Origin of the sequence: Rhizobium sp. CFBP 8752 (genome assembly GCF_014842035.1) — a bacterium.
GTDB classification, from domain to species: Bacteria; Pseudomonadota; Alphaproteobacteria; order Rhizobiales; family Rhizobiaceae; genus Neorhizobium; species Neorhizobium soli.
In genome coordinates, this window is the sequence record NZ_JACYUZ010000001.1 from 107,613 (window position 1) to 125,229 (window position 17,617).

17 protein-coding genes, 1 tRNA gene and 2 riboswitches are annotated in these 17,617 nt (G+C 60.6%); of the genes, 12 read left to right on the forward strand and 6 right to left on the reverse strand.

Going from position 1 to position 17,617, the window contains the following annotated elements; genetic code table 11:
* Positions 1–40: 40 nt before the first annotated feature.
* Positions 41–148, reverse strand: a riboswitch (TPP riboswitch).
* 142 nt (positions 149–290) lie between these two features.
* The 3 genes from IFT59_RS00445 to IFT59_RS00455 all read right to left on the reverse strand — a co-directional run bounded on the left by IFT59_RS00445 (position 291) and on the right by IFT59_RS00455 (position 3,405).
* Positions 291–764 (reverse strand): response regulator, encoded by a 474-nt coding sequence (locus IFT59_RS00445; RefSeq protein ID WP_192085643.1) that lies wholly within the window; start codon positions 762–764, stop codon positions 291–293.
* Positions 765–932: 168 nt separating this feature from the next.
* Positions 933–2,747: an ABC-F family ATP-binding cassette domain-containing protein gene (locus tag IFT59_RS00450; RefSeq protein WP_192085645.1), complete on the reverse strand. Its 1,815-nt coding sequence runs from the start codon at positions 2,745–2,747 to the stop codon at positions 933–935.
* A gap of 7 nt (positions 2,748–2,754) precedes the next feature.
* Complete coding sequence (locus tag IFT59_RS00455) at positions 2,755–3,405, reverse strand: thiamine diphosphokinase (protein ID WP_192085646.1); 651 nt, start codon at positions 3,403–3,405, stop codon at positions 2,755–2,757.
* A gap of 118 nt (positions 3,406–3,523) precedes the next feature.
* Positions 3,524–3,601: riboswitch (SAM riboswitch) on the forward strand.
* A 62-nt stretch (positions 3,602–3,663) separates the two neighbouring features.
* On the opposite strand from IFT59_RS00455, the gene metA reads away from it, so the two are divergent.
* Together metA and IFT59_RS00465 are read left to right on the forward strand one after the other, a co-directional pair.
* Complete coding sequence (gene metA, locus IFT59_RS00460; RefSeq protein ID WP_113111691.1) at positions 3,664–4,587, forward strand: homoserine O-acetyltransferase MetA; 924 nt, start codon at positions 3,664–3,666, stop codon at positions 4,585–4,587.
* Between the two features lie 121 nt (positions 4,588–4,708).
* A complete protein-coding gene (locus IFT59_RS00465; RefSeq protein WP_192085648.1) occupies positions 4,709–5,731 on the forward strand; it encodes an aldose epimerase family protein in 1,023 nt (340 codons plus the stop codon).
* Positions 5,732–5,869: 138 nt separating this feature from the next.
* Here IFT59_RS00465 and IFT59_RS00470 read toward each other — a convergent pair.
* Together IFT59_RS00470 and IFT59_RS00475 are read right to left on the reverse strand one after the other, a co-directional pair.
* Positions 5,870–5,944: transfer RNA gene (locus IFT59_RS00470), tRNA-Gly, on the reverse strand.
* Entirely contained in the window at positions 5,945–6,157 is a 213-nt protein-coding gene (locus tag IFT59_RS00475) for a hypothetical protein (protein ID WP_162734794.1), read from the reverse strand.
* Between the two features lie 50 nt (positions 6,158–6,207).
* Between IFT59_RS00475 and IFT59_RS00480 the strand changes: the two genes are divergently transcribed.
* From IFT59_RS00480 to IFT59_RS00495, 4 genes are all read left to right on the forward strand, one after another.
* On the forward strand, positions 6,208–6,705 hold the full coding sequence (locus IFT59_RS00480) for a prolyl-tRNA synthetase associated domain-containing protein (RefSeq protein ID WP_062462247.1): 498 nt from the start codon (positions 6,208–6,210) through the stop codon (positions 6,703–6,705).
* Positions 6,706–6,786: 81 nt separating this feature from the next.
* Entirely contained in the window at positions 6,787–7,800 is a 1,014-nt protein-coding gene (gene trxA / locus IFT59_RS00485) for a thioredoxin (RefSeq protein WP_192085650.1), read from the forward strand.
* Between the two features lie 162 nt (positions 7,801–7,962).
* Positions 7,963–8,637 carry an LON peptidase substrate-binding domain-containing protein gene (locus IFT59_RS00490; protein ID WP_062462253.1) on the forward strand — a complete coding sequence of 225 codons (675 nt, stop codon included), beginning with the start codon at positions 7,963–7,965 and terminating at the stop codon, positions 8,635–8,637.
* Between the two features lie 14 nt (positions 8,638–8,651).
* The gene (locus IFT59_RS00495; RefSeq protein WP_062462256.1) at positions 8,652–8,840 is read left to right on the forward strand and encodes a Trm112 family protein; all 189 of its coding nucleotides are present in this window, start codon (positions 8,652–8,654) and stop codon (positions 8,838–8,840) included.
* 26 nt (positions 8,841–8,866) lie between these two features.
* Here the strand turns inward: IFT59_RS00495 and IFT59_RS00500 are convergent, their stop codons facing one another.
* Positions 8,867–10,081, reverse strand: coding sequence for a ubiquinone biosynthesis hydroxylase (locus IFT59_RS00500; RefSeq protein ID WP_192085652.1), 1,215 nt, complete (start codon positions 10,079–10,081; stop codon positions 8,867–8,869).
* Between the two features lie 114 nt (positions 10,082–10,195).
* On the opposite strand from IFT59_RS00500, the gene tesB reads away from it, so the two are divergent.
* The 6 genes from tesB to IFT59_RS00530 all read left to right on the forward strand — a co-directional run bounded on the left by tesB (position 10,196) and on the right by IFT59_RS00530 (position 17,608).
* Positions 10,196–11,083, forward strand: coding sequence for an acyl-CoA thioesterase II (tesB, locus tag IFT59_RS00505; protein WP_062581589.1), 888 nt, complete (start codon positions 10,196–10,198; stop codon positions 11,081–11,083).
* 210 nt (positions 11,084–11,293) lie between these two features.
* Positions 11,294–11,644, forward strand: a complete 351-nt coding sequence (locus IFT59_RS00510) for a P-II family nitrogen regulator (protein ID WP_062462263.1) — start codon at positions 11,294–11,296, stop codon at positions 11,642–11,644.
* A gap of 28 nt (positions 11,645–11,672) precedes the next feature.
* Positions 11,673–13,034: an ammonium transporter gene (locus IFT59_RS00515; RefSeq protein ID WP_062462266.1), complete on the forward strand. Its 1,362-nt coding sequence runs from the start codon at positions 11,673–11,675 to the stop codon at positions 13,032–13,034.
* Positions 13,035–13,258: 224 nt separating this feature from the next.
* Complete coding sequence (locus tag IFT59_RS00520) at positions 13,259–15,940, forward strand: FtsK/SpoIIIE family DNA translocase (protein ID WP_192085653.1); 2,682 nt, start codon at positions 13,259–13,261, stop codon at positions 15,938–15,940.
* 93 nt (positions 15,941–16,033) lie between these two features.
* Positions 16,034–16,693 (forward strand): outer membrane lipoprotein carrier protein LolA, encoded by a 660-nt coding sequence (locus IFT59_RS00525; RefSeq protein WP_062581593.1) that lies wholly within the window; start codon positions 16,034–16,036, stop codon positions 16,691–16,693.
* A gap of 111 nt (positions 16,694–16,804) precedes the next feature.
* The gene (locus tag IFT59_RS00530; protein ID WP_092659247.1) at positions 16,805–17,608 is read left to right on the forward strand and encodes an exodeoxyribonuclease III; all 804 of its coding nucleotides are present in this window, start codon (positions 16,805–16,807) and stop codon (positions 17,606–17,608) included.
* The last annotated feature ends 9 nt before the right edge of the window (positions 17,609–17,617 follow it).

Below are 17,617 nucleotides of genomic sequence, written 5' to 3' on the forward strand. Positions count from 1 at the left end.
ACGCCTCCTTCAAAGTCAATCTACAAGGGGAATAGGCGCTGAGCGTGAGCCGTCTAATCCCTCCGCCGGTGTTAGCCGGATCAGGTTCCGCGGGTTGGCTGAAAGCCTCTCAGCCGCACGTTACCGCGCAGCACCCCGTTAGAGCGGGAGTAGATGTAACGGTGAAGGAATTGTCTGGCAAGTGGTGTCGAACCGGTGCCGGCTTGAGTTTGCGGGCTACGGAGGCCACCAATACGAACAAAGCCGCCCGGTGTGCCGGACGGCTATCTTCATTGCAGGATCAGTTCGCGTCAGGCGTTGAGCGAATAGCCCGACTGTGCCGCATTGCGGAAGATCTTGAGGTCGCGCGGCACGATCGCCATGCCGCCGAGACGGTTGGCGATAGCGTAGTCGATCGTCTGTTCCACAACATGCGGCATGACGGGCTTAGTCAGAACGCCCAGCGATCCTTCGACGCCGTCTTTCACGTCTTCCGGATTGGCCGTCATGAAGATGACGGTCAGACCATACTCGGCAGCGAGTTCGCGGCCGATTTCCGGACCTGTGCGGCCATCGGCGAGATTGACGTCGACCAGCGCGATATCGGCGTATGCACCGAGCGACAGGGCGTGCTTGCGGGCGCTGGCAAAGCCTGCAACCTTGAGACCCATGCTCTCGACAGTCTCGGCAACATCAAGCGCGATCAGGAATTCGTCCTCAACGATCAGAACGCGCTGTTCCATTGCATCACTCGCCAGCCGACGACGCATCACATTAGTCAGCATTGGACATTCCTAACCGTTTTGTTTCCATCTGGTCGGCATGTCGGCATTCATACCGCACTACGCATTTCGACCACTTGATGGATGCCGAACGTCACCGGGGAATGTTTGTTCCGGCTCGCGACAAATAAAACTGTGGATATTTATTTGTTAAGTATAGGAATTCTTTAACTATCCTTCAATCTGTTCTCGGAGCATCTCGAGTTCCAGCCATTCTTCTTCCATTTTGGCGACGCGATCGCGCAGTTTTGCCGTTTCTGCGGCAAGCTTTGAAAATGCCGACGGGTCTTTGGCAAAGAGTTTGGGATCGGCCATCTTGCGTTCGGACGTGGCGATGTCGTCCTGTGCCTTCGCCATTTCCTTGGGAAGGTTTTCGAGCGCGAATTTCTGCTTGAACGAAAGCTTGCCCTTTGCCTTAGTGACACCGGGCGCACTGCCTTCGGTCTTTGCCTTTTCCGCCTTATCGGCGCGGCGCTTTTCGTCGGCCATGCCTTTGCGCTGCTGCAGCATGTCGGTATAGCCGCCTGCATATTCGATCCAGCGTCCATCCGGCGCATCCGGATCTACCGGAGCGATCGTCGAGGTCACGGTGCGGTCGAGAAAGTCGCGGTCATGGCTGACGAGAATGACGGTGCCGGCATATCCCGCAACGATTTCTTGCAGAAGGTCCAGTGTCTCGATGTCGAGGTCGTTGGTCGGTTCGTCGAGGATCAAAAGGTTCGATGGTTTTGCCAGCATGCGGGCCAGCATCAGCCTTGCGCGCTCTCCGCCGGAGAGGTTCTTGATCGGCGTGCGGATCTGTTCCGGCTGGAACAGGAAGTCCTTCATGTAGCCCGCCACATGCCGCTGTTCGCCGTTGACCAGCAGCGTTTCGCCGCGGCCGTCTGTCAGGTAGTGGGACAGCGTGTCCGCAGGATCGAGGTCCTCGCGCTTCTGGTCGAGCGTGGCGATCTCGAGATTGGTGCCGAGCTTGATCCAGCCGCCATCGGGGGCGAGCTGGCCCGTCAGCATCTTCAGAAGCGTCGTCTTGCCAGCACCATTCGGGCCAACAAGACCGATGCGGTCGCCGCGATGGATGCGGATCGAGAATGGCGCAACGATCGGCTTGTCATAGGTCTTGGTGATGTTTTCCGCTTCCACCACCAGCTTGCCGGACTCGCGACCTTCGGCGACGGAGGCCTGAACGGAGCCCTGCGGCCCCTTGTGGCCACGGTAGTCGGCACGCATGGACTGCAGTTCGCCGACGCGGCGCATGTTGCGCTTGCGCCTTGCGGTCACGCCGTAGCGCATCCAGTGTTCTTCACGCTCAATCGCCTTGCCGAGCTTGTGCTGCTCGATCTCTTCCTCTTCGAGAACCTGATCGCGCCAGGCTTCGAAATGGCCGAAACCGCGCGACAGGCGGCGGGATGTGCCGCGGTCCAGCCAGACTGTGGCGTTGGACACCTTTTCGAGAAAGCGACGGTCATGGCTGATGACGACCAGTGCGCTGCGGGTCTTGCGCAGCTCGTCTTCCAGCCATTCGATGGTCGGCAGATCGAGATGGTTGGTCGGCTCGTCCAGCATCAGGATATCAGGTTCCGGTGCCATGACGCGGACAAGTGCTGCGCGTCGCGCCTCGCCACCGGAAAGCCTGACCGGATCTTCCTCTCCTGTCAGGCCCAGATTCTCCAGTAGATAGGTGACGCGGTAGGGGTCGTCGCCCGGTCCAAGCCCCGCTTCTGCATAGGCCTGCACGGTTTTGTAACCAGCAAAATCCGGCGCCTGTTCGAGATAGCGGATCGTCGCATTGGGGTGCCGGAAAACCTCGCCCGACTGTGCTTCCACCATGCCGGCGGCGATCTTCATCAGCGTCGATTTGCCCGACCCGTTGCGGCCGACGAGGGAGATGCGGTCGCCGGGCTCCACCTGCAGCGCAGCTCCGTTGAGAAGCGGCGTGCCGCCGAAGGTTAGAACGATATCGTCGAGTTTCAGAATAGGCGGTGCCATGCGGCGTCTATGCTCCGGAAAAATCGTTTGGACGGGCAAGGATCATCGCCCTGCCGTCACGTAAATGGAATTGGACCGGCCCTTCTGCAACGTTGGACACGGTGCGGGAGGAACCGAAGGGCAGCGCGTAATCCTTGAGTGGATAGCGCGCGCCGAGAATGTCGAGGCCTGCAAGGCCGGTAAAACCGATGACGGAAAACAGCGCGCCCTTCGGCAGGTCGAGCGTCATCGTGCCGGTGAGAAACGGCACAGCCTCTTCCTCGCCGGATGTCAGAAGAACGTCATGGCCGCGTTCGGCAAGGCTCATCGCATGCAGAAAATGCTGGAGCGCGTGGTCGGATCGTTCGCCGCCCAGTGCGCCGATCAGGATCAACCGCGTCGCGCCGCGTTCGATCGCTTCAGCCGTCGCAATCTCGCCGTCCGTCTCGTTCTTTTCAGGCGGATAGGTCCGGCGCTCGACATCCGGAAAGCGCTCGATCAGGGCGGCGTCGGAGGAATCGAAGTCGCCCACCCAGAGCTCCGGCATCACACCCAGCGCCTCTGCATGGCGCATGCCGCTGTCGGCCGCAATGAAGCGGCTTGCGGCAACTGCCTTTTGCAGTCGGTCGGTTACGGTGAGGTCACCGCCGAGCAGGATCGTGAAGGTCGAGTTGGCCATTGCCCATGCCCATATCCTAAAGCGGCTCGCAAGGGAAAGGCGCGTGTCGCACTGTTCGTGCGAAAGCGGTCATTTTTGCTGCCATTGACGGCGGGCGTGGCAGGGATTATTTGAAAAGTCGAAATTCCGTGGTGATTTGGCCGGCCGGCTTGCAGCCACGTAAAAAAAGTCGCTAAAGGGCCGCGAGAAGAGTTTCAAAAACTTCCCACGGGCCGGCTGCGATTCTTCGTGCCGGCTTTTTGTTTTTGGGTTGAAGAGATGCCGATCAAGATCCCCGATACGCTGCCTGCCTTCAACACGCTCGTTTCCGAGGGCGTGCGCGTGATGACCGAAACGATGGCGGTCAGGCAGGACATCCGGCCACTGCAGATCGGGCTTCTCAATCTCATGCCCAACAAGATCAAGACCGAGGTGCAGATGGCGCGCCTTGTCGGCGCCTCGCCGCTGCAGGTCGAATTCTCCCTGGTTCGCATCGGCGGCCACAAGGCCAAGAACACGTCGGAAGACCATCTCCTGTCGTTCTACGAAACGTGGGAAGAGGTGAAGCACCGCAAGTTCGATGGTTTCATCATCACCGGCGCGCCGGTGGAAACCCTGCCATACGAGGACGTCACCTACTGGCAGGAAATGAAGGAAATCTTCGACTGGACCACTACCAACGTGCATTCCACCATGAATGTCTGCTGGGGGGCGATGGCCGCCATCTATCATTTCCACGGCGTTCCAAAGCACGGGCTGAAGGAAAAGGCATTCGGGGTCTATCGCCACCGCAACCTGTCGCCGGCGTCGGTCTATCTCAACGGTTTCTCCGACGATTTCCAGGTTCCGGTGTCGCGCTGGACGGAAGTTCGTCGGGAGGATGTTGAGAAGGCCGGCAACGATCTCGAGATCCTGATGGAATCCGACGAGATGGGCCTCTGCCTCGTGCATGAGCGGGCCGGCCGGCGGTTGTTCATGTTCAATCACGTGGAATACGATTCCACCTCGCTCGCCGACGAGTATTTCCGCGATGTCGATGCCGGCATCCCCATCAAGATGCCGCACGACTATTTTCCGCACAACGACGATACGCTGGCTCCGCTCAACCGCTGGCGCGGCCATGCGCATCTGCTGTTTGGAAACTGGATCAACGAGATCTACCAGACGACGCCGTACGACCTCGAAAAAATCGGCACCGAGTGACCGAGACCGGTTTCTGCCCCGTCATCCTTGCTGGATGAGAGCCTGACGGAATTTTCCGCTGGCCTCGTTGCAGCTTTGATCGAAATCACGCAGTTTGCCGCAAACATTCGGGAGATGGGTTATGACGGGTCATGAATTCGAGATTTTCGGCACGACGAAGAGCGGCGAGGCGGTGCATCGGATCACGCTATCGGGCGGCGGGCTGACAGCCCAGGTTCTCACCTGGGGTTCGGTTATCCAGGATCTGCGGCTTGCCGGCCACGAGCCGCCTCTGGTGCTGGGGTTCGACAATTTTGCGGACTATGAGGCCTATTCTCCGTATTTCGGCGCCACGCCTGGTCGCTGTGCCAATCGCATCGGCGATGGCCGCTTCTCGATCGACGGCACAGAATACCAGCTGGAACTCAACGAAGACGGCGTAACCCATCTGCACGGCGGATCCGACGGTATCGCCCGGCGCATCTGGTCGATCGTCGATCACGCGGAAGACCGGGTCGTGCTGCAGATCACCGACCCGGATGGACGCGCCGGATATCCCGGCAACTGCACCGTCACCGCGACCTACCAGCTGATGGAAGACGGGGTGCTTTCGGTGATCTACGACACGGTGACCGACCAGCCGACGCCCGCCAACGTCTGCCAGCACTCCTATTTCAATCTCGACGGTCGCCCCGACATTTTCGGCCACGACATGATGATCGCCGCGGCTGAGCTGACGGCGGTGGATGAAAGGATGGTGCCGACCGGCGTCCTGATGCCGCTTGCTGGCACCACGTTCGACCTGAGCGAGATGGGTCCGATCCAGCGCACCGGCGCCGATGGCGAACAGGTGAAGTTCGATCATAACTACTGCCTCTCGGAGGAGAGGACTGCCAAGCGCTCGGTCGCGCTTGCCCGCAGCCTGTATTCCGGCGTGCAGCTCGAAGTGCGCACCACGGAGCCGGGGATCCAGTTCTACGCGGGCTTCAAGCTCGCCTTGCCGGTGCCCGGCATGGAAGGCCGTCCCTACGCGCCTTACGCCGGCTTCTGCCTGGAAACCCAGATCTGGCCCGACGCAATCAACCACGAGACTTTCCCCAATGCAGTGCTGCGCCCGGGCGAAACCCTGCGCCAGGAAACCGACTACGTGTTTTCGAAGAGCTGATGCGAGGGGGACGAGGCTGCCGCAAGGCGGCCTCGGTCTGGCTGCGAGGATGCAGGCAGCCAGCGAATGACGATAATAGACGAGGTACCCTACTGGGTACCAATACCGTTATTCGTTTTTTCGTCTGAAGGGAGAATTTGGAGCGGGCGAAGGGATTCGAACCCTCGACCCCAACCTTGGCAAGGTTGTGCTCTACCACTGAGCTACACCCGCTCATAAACCGTCGACCCGGTGGTAGTCTGGATCGTCGGTGCCGCTCGTTGCCGGCGACGGGCGGTATATGGCCCAGACTTTTTTTAAATGCAACAGGGAAATGACGATCTCGATGAAGAATTTTTCAGGCGCTTTGAAAGTCCCTGCGAAACAAGGGTTTGCGCCCAGGCGTGCATCTTGGCCGGTCGGAACAATCTGTCTATAGTCCGCCATCCTTACCCCGCCGGCCGGGGCCAACACCTCAAGAGCAGCCAAGATCGATCATGCCAAAAACTGCAGAAGACCTGTTCGCCTTTCTCGATAGCCTCGATATTGCCCACAAGACGAAAGCGCATGCACCGGTGTTTACGGTATCGGAATCAGCCAGTCTGCGTGACGAGATCCCGGGCGGGCATACCAAGAACCTGTTCGTCAAAGACAAGAAGGACCAGTTCTTCGTCATCACGGTTGAAGAAAACGCCAGCGTCGATCTAAAGACTGTCCACAAGGTGATCGGGGCCTCCAGTCGCGTGTCGTTCGGCAATCCTGAAAAGATGCTGGAATTTCTCGGCGTCGTGCCAGGCTCCGTCACCGTGTTCGGCGCGCTGAACGACACGGATAACAACGTCACGTTCGTGCTCGACGAAGACCTCATGCGCGAAGAGGTGATCAATGGCCATCCACTCTCAAACGATGCGACGACGTCGATTGGTCGCGACGATCTTATCCGCTTTCTGGAGGCGACGGGCCATACGCCGCTTGTCTTGAAAGTGACGGGCTGACATACGATCTTTGCAATTCAGAGTAAGACATAATGCGCATCGGCCGTGTGCCGATTGGACTTTTTCCGGGAGAACACTTTCATGAGCGGCACGAACAATCCTTATGGTGGCTCCTACGGCGCCGGTAACTACGGTGGCCAGAACGCGACGGTGAACTTCGGTTCGACGCCTGCAGCGGCCCCAGCGCCCGCGGCTTCCTCTGCCCCTGCTGCTGCCGGTAGCTATATCTCGGACACGACGACCGCAGGCTTCGGCAAGGACGTGATCGAGGCATCGCGCAGCCAGCCGGTTCTCGTCGATTTCTGGGCGCCCTGGTGCGGTCCGTGCAAGCAACTCACGCCCGTCATCGAAAAGGTCGTCAACGAAGCCCAGGGTCGCGTCAGGCTCGTCAAGATGAACATTGACGACCATCCCTCGATCGCTGGACAGCTCGGGATCCAGTCGATCCCGGCCGTGATCGCCTTTGCCGATGGCCGTCCGGTCGACGGGTTCATGGGTGCCATTCCGGAAAGCCAGATCCGCGAGTTCATCGAAAAGGTCGCAGGTCCAGAGGGCATGGACCAGGCGGCCGAGATCGAGGCGGTGCTCGGCGATGCGGAAACCCTGCTCGGACAGGACGATATCCAGGGTGCCGCACAGCTCTACGGCGCCGTGCTGCAGGCCGACCCGGAAAACCCCAAGGCTGCGGCAGGCATGATGCAGTGCCTGATCGGCATGGGCGAAACGGCCCGCGCCGGCGAGATGCTCGCCTCCCTGCCCGAAGAGATGGCTGCCGATCCCGCAATACAGGCGGTCGCCAAGAAGCTGGAGCAAATCGAGGAAGCCCGCAAGCTGGGTGACCCTGTCGCACTCGAGCAGCAGCTTGCCGCCAACCCCGACGATCACGAGGCGCGTATGAGCCTTGCCAAGATCCTCAACGTCCAGGGCGAACGCGAAAAGGCGGCCGATCATCTGCTGACCATCATGCGCAAGGACCGCACGTTCGACGACGATGGCGCGCGCCGCCAGCTGCTGCAATTCTTCGAGGTCTGGGGCCCGAAAGATCCGGCTACGATTTACGGGCGCCGCCGCCTTTCGTCGATCCTGTTCTCCTGATTGTGTTGCCGATTGATCGCTAAGCCGGATCGCAGCCTTGCGTTCCGGCGACGATGCCCCACATTAGTTTTATAGGTTTGGCTGAACGGCCAGGTTTGGACAACGGCCAGATTCGGACAGACATTTTTGTCCGGTGAATGTGGTCTGGGAGGTATCGGACCAATGCATGTGGGAAACGCGCGCTATCTGAAGCGGGAGGATCTTCCGGAAACGATCCCGGTCTTTCCGCTGACTGGGGCTTTGCTCCTGCCGGGAGGCCAGCTTCCTCTCAATATCTTCGAGCCGCGTTATCTGTCCCTGTTCGATGCAGCGCTTGCGGGCGACAGGTTGATCGGCATCGTGCAGCCATCATTGATGGAACCGGATGAGCCGCTCGGCGGCGGGCGCTCGGCGCTGTCGTCGATCGGTTGCGCCGGTCGGATCACGTCCTTTGCCGAAACCGGCGATGGCCGCTACATCATTTCGCTCAGCGGGATCTGCCGCTTCAGGCTGCTCGATGAGATCGGTGGCGGCCATCCGTTCCGCAAATTCAGACACGCGCCTTTCCTGTCCGATCTGACCGACGAGGATGATGAAAAAGCCGTCAATCGGCCGGAACTGCTGCGGGTCTTCAAGGCCTATCTCGACGCCAACAAGCTGGAGGCGGACTGGGAAAGCATTGAGCGGGCCGGAAACCGGACGCTGGTGAATTCGCTGTCGATGATGTCGCCCTTTGGCCCTGCCGAGAAACAGGCGCTTCTGGAGGCACCGGATCTGAAGAGCCGGGCTGATACGTTGATCGCAATCACCGAGATCCTGCTCGCGCAGGGGTCCGGGACTGCGAACGTGCTGCAGTAAGGCAAAGACCGGTCATGGACGAAAAACTCAGCAAGGTGGACCCGAAACTGCTCGATCTTCTCGTCTGCCCGATGACCAAGGGCAGGCTGTCACTCGATCGCGAAAACAACGAGCTCGTGTCGCAAGGCGCGCGCCTTGCCTATCCGATCCGCGACGGGATCCCGATCATGCTCATGTCGGAAGCCCGCAAGCTCGAGGACTAGCCTTCAGATCGAGCCGTGAGCAACCTTCAGATCGATCGGCCGCTCAGCAGTTTCGGGTTGTCCTTCACCGTCGTTCCGGCAGCCTGACCGATGAAGAAATCCTTGATCTTCGGAAGCCGCTCCACGACGCCCAAGCCGAAATCGCGGGCGATGCGGATTGGCGTGACGTCGTTTGAAAACAGCCGGTTCAGCACATCCGTCGTCACACCCATCCGGAACGTATCGAAACGCCGCCACGACTGGTAGCGCTCGAGCACATTGAGCGAGCCGATGTCGAGGCCGAGGCGATCCGCCTCGACGACGGTCTCGGCAAGCGCTGCCACATCCTTGAAGCCGAGGTTGAGGCCCTGGCCGGAGATCGGATGAATGCCGTGGGCGGCATCGCCGGCAAGCGCGAAGCGCGGTGCGACGAATGCACGCGACAGGGTGAGGCTGAGCGGATAGGCCTTGCGACCGCCGACCAGCCGGATCTCGCCCAGCTTGTGGCCGAAGCGCCGCTGCAGCTCTTCCTCGAAGATCAGGTCGTCCGATGCCATCAGGCGCTCGGCGGCATCGGTGCGCTCCGTCCAGACCAGCGACGAGCGATTGTTGGTGAGCGGCAGGATGGCGAACGGGCCGGACGGCAGGAAATGCTCTTCCGCCACGCCTTCGTGGTCGCGTTCATGGGCAACCGTCGCGACGATGCCGGACTGGTCGTATGTCCAGTTGACAGTGCGGATACCGGCCATGTCGCGCAGCTTTGAGCGCACGCCGTCGCACGCAACGAGAAGGCGGGTTTCCTCGGTCGAGTCATCGGAAAATTTCACGGTCGTATGCGTTGCGGTCGTCTCGAAGCCGGTGGCGGAAAGGCTGTGACGGATCGATACGCCGAGCCGTTCGGCGGCACCGCGCAGGGCGCGCACCATCGCGACGTTCGGCACCATATGGGCAAACGGCCTGCCTGCCTGGATCGTGCCGTCGAAGGTGAGAAAGACCGGGCGGACCGGATCGGATGTCCGGCTGTCGGTGACGATCATCCGGTTGATCGGCTGGGCGTGCGGCAAGATTTCGTCCCAGGTGCCGAGGATGTCGAGCATCTGGCTGGCGGCCGCGATGATCGCGGAGGCTCGCTCGTCCTTTTCCCAGACACCGGCCGGTGCGGCCTCGACGACCTGGACCTCCAGATGCGGCGCCGCCTGCTTGACCGCGACCGCCGCCGCAAGGCCCACATAACCACCACCCACAACCAGCATGTCCAGCATTGAAAAACTCCCGAGCACGTCAAACACTTCGTGGCGTTTCCATTTGAGCTCGAAACGCTTAGCCTTAGATATAGATCATCAAGTGCCCGCTTCCTACCGCCGGAGTCCGTCTTAATGTCGAGTTCTTCTACCCCGATCGATCCCATCAGCGCACTGCTGACCGTACTCGACCTCGAAAAGCTGGAGGAGAACCTGTTTCGCGGCAGGACCGGCCCCGACACGGGATGGCAGAGAGTGTTCGGGGGACAGGTGATCGGCCAGGCGCTGGTTGCGGCACAGCGGACGGTGGCCAGCGATCGCTTCGTGCACTCGCTGCATGCCTATTTCCTGCGGCCTGGAGATCCGCTGGTGCCGATCATCTACCAAGTGGAGCGTATCAGGGACGGGTCGAGCTTCACCACGCGACGGATTGTCGCCATCCAGCATGGTCATGCCATCTTTTCGATGTCCGCTTCGTTCCAGATCGACGAAGGCGGTTACGACCATCAGATGTCGATGCCGCCCGTCGCCATGCCGGAAGAGCTGATGCCGGAAAGCGAATTCAAGCAGATGTTCCTGAAGCACGGCTCGGATGCCGTGCGCCGCTACTGGTCTCGCGAGCGTCCGATCGAGATGCGGCCGACGTCGCTTGCGCATTATCTGTCCAAGGAGAAGCTGGAGCCGCGCCAGGATATCTGGGTGAGGACCACCGGCCCGGTGCCGGACGACCGGGCGATCCAGGCAGCGCTGCTTGCCTATCTCTCCGACATGACGCTTCTCGATGCATCTCTCTATCCGCACGGCACCTCGATCTTCGATCCAACCATCCAGGCTGCGAGTATCGACCATGCGATGTGGTTCCACCGTCCGATCCGTTTCGACGACTGGCTGCTCTATTCGCAGGACAGTCCCAGCGCATCCGGCGCGCGCGGCATGACCCGCGGCGCAATCTACAGTCGATCCGGCGAGCTCGTCGCATCCGTCGCGCAAGAAGGTTTGATTCGTAAAAGAGCAAATGAATAATATTTGGGCATTTTGAGAAAACTGCACAAGTTTTCGCCGCAATTTGGCCGGCGCGTTGCCCGTTATTTGGCGACGTTCTGAAAGGGTCATTCTTATCAATAGCTTAATCTGGCTTCTCAAACTGGCATGACCCTTGAATGTGTCATGTCAGTCGCTGCTCTTGATCAGGCAGTGATCCAGGAGAATCGGCCCCGAGCCGAGCAACAAAGGATGGGAAGCCAGATGAAAATTGTAATGGCCATTATCAAGCCATTCAAGCTGGATGAGGTGCGCGAAGCCCTCACCGCTGTCGGTATCCAGGGCCTTACCGTGACCGAAGTAAAGGGCTACGGACGCCAGAAGGGACACACGGAAATCTACCGTGGGACGGAATATGCGGTCAGCTTCCTGCCGAAGCTGAAAATCGAGATCGCGGTTCCGACCGACCTCGTCGAAAAAGCCGTTGAAGCAATCGCCTCTTCCGCCAAGACCGGCCAGATCGGCGACGGCAAGATCTTTGTCTATTCGATCGAGCAGGCCGTGCGCATCCGCACCGGCGAAACCAATACTGAAGCGCTGTAAGAACGGCTGACAGGGGAGTCTTCAAGCTATGCAATTCACCAAATTTTCCACTCTCGGGCGCCTCGGTGCCGCGGCTGCGGCCTTCGCCGCGCCCGCCGTCGCCTTTGCGCAGGACGCTGCCGCACCGGCAGTCGCTGCCGCGGCCGCGGCCCCGGTTGCCGACAAGGGCGACACCGCGTTCATGTTCATCTGCACGCTTCTCGTGCTGTTCATGCTGATGCCGGGCATCGCCCTGTTTTACGGCGGCCTCGTCCGCACCAAGAACATGCTGTCGGTCCTGATGCAGTGCACCGTTGCCGGCGCCGCCATCATGATCATCTGGGTCACCTACGGCTATTCCTTTGCCTTCGGCGGCAGCACCTCCGCCTTCTGGGGTGGTACGGCGAAAATGTTCCTGTCGGGTGTCAACATGGACTCGACGGCTGCAACCTTCTCCGACGGCGTGGTCATTCCGGAATTCATCTTCGTGATGTTCCAGATGACCTTTGCGGCTCTGACGCCTGCACTGATCATTGGCGCCTTCGCCGAGCGCATCAAGTTCTCGGCTTCGATCCTGTTCTGCATCCTGTGGGTTACCTTCGTCTACTTCCCGATCGCCCACATGGTCTGGGACGCAAACGGCCTGATCTTCGGCTGGGGCGCGCTTGACTTTGCCGGCGGCACCGTCGTTCACATCAATGCAGGTCTTGCAGGTCTGATCGGTGCGATCATGGTCGGCAAGCGCACCGGCTACGGCAAGGACATGATGGCTCCGCATTCGATGACGCTGACGCTGGTCGGCGCTGCAATGCTCTGGGTCGGCTGGTTCGGCTTCAACGCAGGCTCCAACCTCGAAGCTTCGGGCGGCGCAATGCTCGCAACGGTCAACACCTTTGTTGCAACCGCTGCAGCCGTCCTCTCCTGGTGCGTCGTCGAAACCTTCACCCGCGGCAAGGCTTCGCTGCTCGGTGCTGTCTCGGGCATGATCGCCGGTCTCGTCGCCATCACGCCGGCTGCCGGCATTGCCGGTCCGATGGGCGCCATCGTCATGGGCCTGATCGTCTCGCCGCTGTGCTACTTCTTCGTTGCCGTCATCAAGAACAAGTTCGGCTATGACGACACGGCAGACGTGTTCGGCGTCCACGGCATCGGCGGCCTGTTCGGCGCTCTTGCCACGGGCATCTTCGCATCCGCCTCGCTCGGCGGTATCGGCTATGCCGAAGGCGTCACGATGGGCGGTCAGTTCATGACCCAGGTCTATGCCGTTCTCGTCACCATCGCATGGTGCGGTATCGGCTCGCTGGTCATCTACAAGATCGTCGATCTCGTCGTCGGCCTGCGCGTCACCGTGGAAGCAGAACGCGAAGGTCTCGATCTCGCGTCGCACGGCGAAGCTGCCTACCACTCGTAAGAGGCTGCAACTGCCTCTCGAAGGCAGCGTCAATCTCTGATGACCATCACTCAAGCCCGGGCCTCTGGTCCGGGCTTTTGCGTTTTGCCAAGCGAATTCCAGCCGATCAATCTTGGTTAAAGTCGCGTTAACCATCGCGGGGGTATTCTGCCTGGAATTGCGTGACCGGCCGAAACCTGCCGGTTCATGAAACAGGCGGTTTTTCAGGACGGCGGGCAGACAAGATGGGCAGAAGCAGTTCGGCGGCTATGGCAAATCGATCCACCCGCCTGGTACTCACAGCCTTTGTCTGGCGACAGGCGCTTGCGCTGACAGGCTTTGGCATTTTCACGCTGCTGGCGCTGGCGGTGGCAGCCCTTGCCACGTGGAATGTCGCAGATCCGAGTTTCTCCTACGCCACCGACAACCCGCCTGCCAATATCCTCGGCTTTTCGGGCGCAGCCTTCGCCGACCTGATGATGCAGTTCCTCGGGCTTGCCAGCATCTTTGCGCTGCTCCCGATCCTTGCCCTGGCACTCGCTCTGATTTCCGGGCGTCGTTACGATCGCATTCCGGCGCGGCTTGCAGCATGGGGCGGCGGTACGCTTCTCGCCTCGGCGACGCTCGGCTGCTTTCCGGCGCCGGCGACCTGGCCGATCCCGAACGGCATCGGCGGCGTCATTGGCGACATGATCCTGCGCTTCCCGGCTCTCTTCGTCGGCGCCTATCCGACCGGCATGGTCGCAACCGTGCTCGGCTGCATCTTTACCATTCCCTGCATCTGGCTGATGCTGTTTGCCTCAGGCTTTGTCGGCGAGGCCGTCGAGACGGAAAGCGATGACGACGATGCGCCCGTGGCTGCCGTCTCCGCGCGCAACCGTCAGGATGAGGACGATGACGGCGACGACAATGGCCTCTTCGGGGGCTTCCTGGCGTTCGGCGCACTGGCCCATTACTGGTATATCGCTCAGGCGCGCCTGCGGCGGCTGACTGGCGCAAAGCCCCGCGCCCGTGTCGGTTTCGACCAGCCCTATGATTTCAACGACGACGAATTCGGCACCCTGAACGAGCCGGTCCGTGCCAAACAGGCCTCTGCCGGTGGCAGAAGCCGGATGGAGCCGTCGCTCGATGGCGCACCGGAGCGGGTCCTGTCGCCACGCCGGATCGTATCTGCACCGCCGATGCCCTCCAATGACGCGGATGACGACGATGATTCGTCGCTCGATACGGCAGACAATCCACGTCGCCCGGCCGGGATCCTTGCCGACCACGATGAGGATTTCGCGGCCGCGCGCGGGCCGAAATCTGCTGGCAACGGCTCTCCGCGCGTCGTCCCGGCGGCACCGCCTCCCAAGCCCAGCGCCCGCGTCGGTCGCGATGCGCAGGGCTCGTTCATTTCGCCGGAAGGGTTCCAACTGCCCTCCGTGCACCTGCTTGCCGAACCAAAGGCGATTGCCCGCGATGCTTCGCTGTCGGCTGACGCGCTGGAGCAGAACGCCCGCATGCTGGAAGGCGTGCTGGAGGATTTCGGCGTCAAGGGCGAGATCATCCACGTCCGCCCGGGCCCTGTCGTGACACTCTACGAACTGGAACCTGCGCCGGGCATCAAGTCGTCCCGCGTGATCGGACTTGCCGACGATATCGCCCGCTCCATGAGCGCCATTGCTGCCCGTGTCGCGGTCGTTCCCGGCCGCAACGCGATCGGGATCGAGCTGCCGAACCGAATTCGCGAAACCGTCTATCTGCGCGAAATGATCGGCTCGAAGGATTTCGAAACCAGCAAGGCAAAGCTTGCCATGGCACTCGGCAAGACGATCGGGGGCGAGCCTGTTGTCGCCGATCTCGCCAAGATGCCGCATCTTCTCGTGGCCGGTACCACCGGTTCGGGTAAGTCGGTTGCGATCAACACGATGATCCTCTCGCTTCTCTACCGCTACACGCCGGAGAAGTGCCGCCTGATCATGATCGACCCGAAGATGCTCGAACTTTCCGTCTATGACGGCATCCCGCATCTCCTTTCTCCGGTTGTCACCGATCCGAAGAAGGCTGTCGTTGCGCTCAAATGGACCGTCCGCGAGATGGAAGAGCGCTACAAGAAAATGTCGAAGATCGGCGTGCGCAATATCGACGGGTTCAATTCGCGCGTCGAGCAGGCGATGGAACGCGGCGAGGTTCTGACCCGTACCGTCCAGACTGGTTTCGATCGCCAGACCGGCGAGGCGGTTTACGAGACGGAAGAGTTCGACCTGCAGCCGATCCCATATATCGTCGTCATCATCGACGAAATGGCCGACCTGATGATGGTAGCGGGCAAGGATATCGAAGGCGCTGTCCAGCGTCTGGCGCAGATGGCGCGCGCGGCCGGCATCCATGTGATCATGGCGACGCAGCGCCCCTCGGTCGATGTCATTACCGGCACGATCAAGGCCAACTTCCCGACCCGTATCTCTTTCCAGGTCACGTCGAAGATTGACAGCCGTACCATTCTCGGCGAACAGGGTGCCGAACAGCTGCTGGGTCAGGGCGATATGCTCTATATGGCGGGCGGCGGTCGGATTCAGCGTGTCCACGGGCCTTTCGTCTCCGATACCGAGGTCGAAGAGATCGTCGCCTACTTGAAAACTCAAGGGTCGCCCCAATATCTCGAAGCTATCACGGCTGATGACGACGAGGATGGCGAGGGCGCAGGACCTGCCGGCACTTCCAACCTCTCCGACTCGGACGATCCTTACGACCAGGCGGTGGCGGTTGTGCTCAAAGACGGCAAGGCCTCCACATCCTACATCCAGCGCCGTCTCGGCATCGGCTACAACCGTGCGGCATCGCTGATCGAGCGGATGGAGCAGGAGGGCCTGATCGGCCCGGCCAACCATGCCGGAAAGCGCGAGATCCTCGTGCCGACCGAAGCGGATGTGCTGGATCGGTAAGGCCGGTAAAGCGGTCTTCAGGGGTTCGTGATCCGGCGCAAGCGGCCATCAAGACGCCGTGTTTCCACAACAGAAACACGGAAGGAGACCAGAATGACAGAACAAAAGACCACTCTTTCCAAAAGCATGACCGGACTTCTCGGCCGTCGCCAGTTCTCGCTCGGCCTTGCCGGCGGTGTTGCCGGACTGCTGGTTGCGGGAGCGGCCAAGCCCGTTCTGGCGCAGGCCGCAGCCGGTGCCTCGGCTCAGCGGATCGCCGACCATTTCTCGTCGGTGAAGACGATGATGGGCGAGTTCGTTCAGTTCGGGCCGCGCGGTGAACAGACCGGCGGCAAGTTCTTTATCGAACGCCCCGGCAAGCTGCGCTTCAACTTCGAGGATCCGTCGCCGCTGCGCGTGATTGCCGATGGTCGCAACGTGGTCGTGGGCAACGTCAAGCTCAAGACCTGGGATATCTACCCGCTGTCGAAGACGCCGCTCAGCCTGCTCTTGTCCGAGCGCATCGATTTGACATCCGCGACCGTGCGCAGCGTGCGTGAGGAAACCGACCTGACGACGATCGTGCTCGGCAACAAGTCGATCTTCGGCGACTCGACCATCACCATGATGTTCGACACCAAGACCTTCGACCTTCGCCAGTGGACGATCACCGACGCCCAGAACAAGGATACGTCCGTGATGGTCTATAACGTCCGCAACGGCGTGGCGATGGACGAGAGAGTGTTCACCATCCCCTATGATCAGGTGAAGTAAGACATATCGACTAGGACGGATCGCTTTTGGAGGGCTGCGGAAACGCGGCCCTTTTTGCTTTTACTGCTATCCGAAATTGCCTAGAGGTGATGCCCATCAGCGAGGGCAGGCATGACATTCTCCATCACCACCTGGAACATCAACTCGGTCCGGCTTCGCATGCCGATCGTGCAGCAGTTCATTACCCGCAACCAGCCGGACATTCTCTGCCTGCAGGAGATCAAGTGCCAGGAGCCTGAGTTCCCCTACCAGCCGCTGAGAGACCTCGGTTACGAGCATATCATCGTGCACGGCCAGAAGGGCTATCACGGCGTCGCCATCGCCTCGCGGATCCCGCTCTCGGAAGATCACCGCCAGAATTACTGCAATGTCGGCGATGCCCGGCACATCTCGGCGCTTTTCGGGACGGGTACCCGGCGCATCCGGGTGCATAATTTCTACGTGCCTGCGGGAGGCGACGAGCCGGACCGGACGATCAATCCGAAATTCGGCCACAAGCTGGATTTTGTCGAAGAGATGAAGGTTTTGCAGGCCGATGCGACGCCCGGCATTTCGTCGATCCTCGTCGGCGATCTGAATATCGCACCGCTGGAGCACGATGTGTGGTCGCACAAGCAGCTTCTGAAGATCGTCAGTCACACGCCGGTCGAGACTGAGGGCATGAAAGAGATCATCTCCAAGGGCGGCTGGCTGGACCTGATGCGCCAGTACACGCCGGAGCCGGAGAAGATCTATACCTGGTGGAGCTACCGAGCCAAGGACTGGGAGGCCGCCAACAAGGGCCGCCGTCTCGATCATATCTGGTCATCGCCGGACCTTGGCCCGTTTCTCGACCGGATCGAGGTGCTGAAGGAAGCCCGAGGCTGGACCCAGCCATCGGACCACGTTCCGGTAACGGCGGTGTTCAAGTTCTAAGCGGCGGGT

What these genes read in the sequence shown, in the direction of transcription:
- IFT59_RS00445 (WP_192085643.1), bottom strand. Translation starts at nt 764, where the DNA reads ATGCTGACTAATGTGATGCGTCGTCGGCTGGCGAGTGATGCAATGGAA.
- IFT59_RS00450 (WP_192085645.1), bottom strand. Translation starts at nt 2,747, where the DNA reads ATGGCACCGCCTATTCTGAAACTCGACGATATCGTTCTAACCTTCGGC.
- IFT59_RS00455 (WP_192085646.1), bottom strand. Translation starts at nt 3,405, where the DNA reads ATGGCCAACTCGACCTTCACGATCCTGCTCGGCGGTGACCTCACCGTA.
- metA (WP_113111691.1), top strand. Translation starts at nt 3,664, where the DNA reads ATGCCGATCAAGATCCCCGATACGCTGCCTGCCTTCAACACGCTCGTT.
- IFT59_RS00465 (WP_192085648.1), top strand. Translation starts at nt 4,709, where the DNA reads ATGACGGGTCATGAATTCGAGATTTTCGGCACGACGAAGAGCGGCGAG.
- IFT59_RS00475 (WP_162734794.1), bottom strand. Translation starts at nt 6,157, where the DNA reads ATGGCGGACTATAGACAGATTGTTCCGACCGGCCAAGATGCACGCCTG.
- IFT59_RS00480 (WP_062462247.1), top strand. Translation starts at nt 6,208, where the DNA reads ATGCCAAAAACTGCAGAAGACCTGTTCGCCTTTCTCGATAGCCTCGAT.
- trxA (WP_192085650.1), top strand. Translation starts at nt 6,787, where the DNA reads ATGAGCGGCACGAACAATCCTTATGGTGGCTCCTACGGCGCCGGTAAC.
- IFT59_RS00490 (WP_062462253.1), top strand. Translation starts at nt 7,963, where the DNA reads ATGCATGTGGGAAACGCGCGCTATCTGAAGCGGGAGGATCTTCCGGAA.
- IFT59_RS00495 (WP_062462256.1), top strand. Translation starts at nt 8,652, where the DNA reads ATGGACGAAAAACTCAGCAAGGTGGACCCGAAACTGCTCGATCTTCTC.
- IFT59_RS00500 (WP_192085652.1), bottom strand. Translation starts at nt 10,081, where the DNA reads ATGCTGGACATGCTGGTTGTGGGTGGTGGTTATGTGGGCCTTGCGGCG.
- tesB (WP_062581589.1), top strand. Translation starts at nt 10,196, where the DNA reads ATGTCGAGTTCTTCTACCCCGATCGATCCCATCAGCGCACTGCTGACC.
- IFT59_RS00510 (WP_062462263.1), top strand. Translation starts at nt 11,294, where the DNA reads ATGGGAAGCCAGATGAAAATTGTAATGGCCATTATCAAGCCATTCAAG.
- IFT59_RS00515 (WP_062462266.1), top strand. Translation starts at nt 11,673, where the DNA reads ATGCAATTCACCAAATTTTCCACTCTCGGGCGCCTCGGTGCCGCGGCT.
- IFT59_RS00520 (WP_192085653.1), top strand. Translation starts at nt 13,259, where the DNA reads ATGGGCAGAAGCAGTTCGGCGGCTATGGCAAATCGATCCACCCGCCTG.
- IFT59_RS00525 (WP_062581593.1), top strand. Translation starts at nt 16,034, where the DNA reads ATGACAGAACAAAAGACCACTCTTTCCAAAAGCATGACCGGACTTCTC.
- IFT59_RS00530 (WP_092659247.1), top strand. Translation starts at nt 16,805, where the DNA reads ATGACATTCTCCATCACCACCTGGAACATCAACTCGGTCCGGCTTCGC.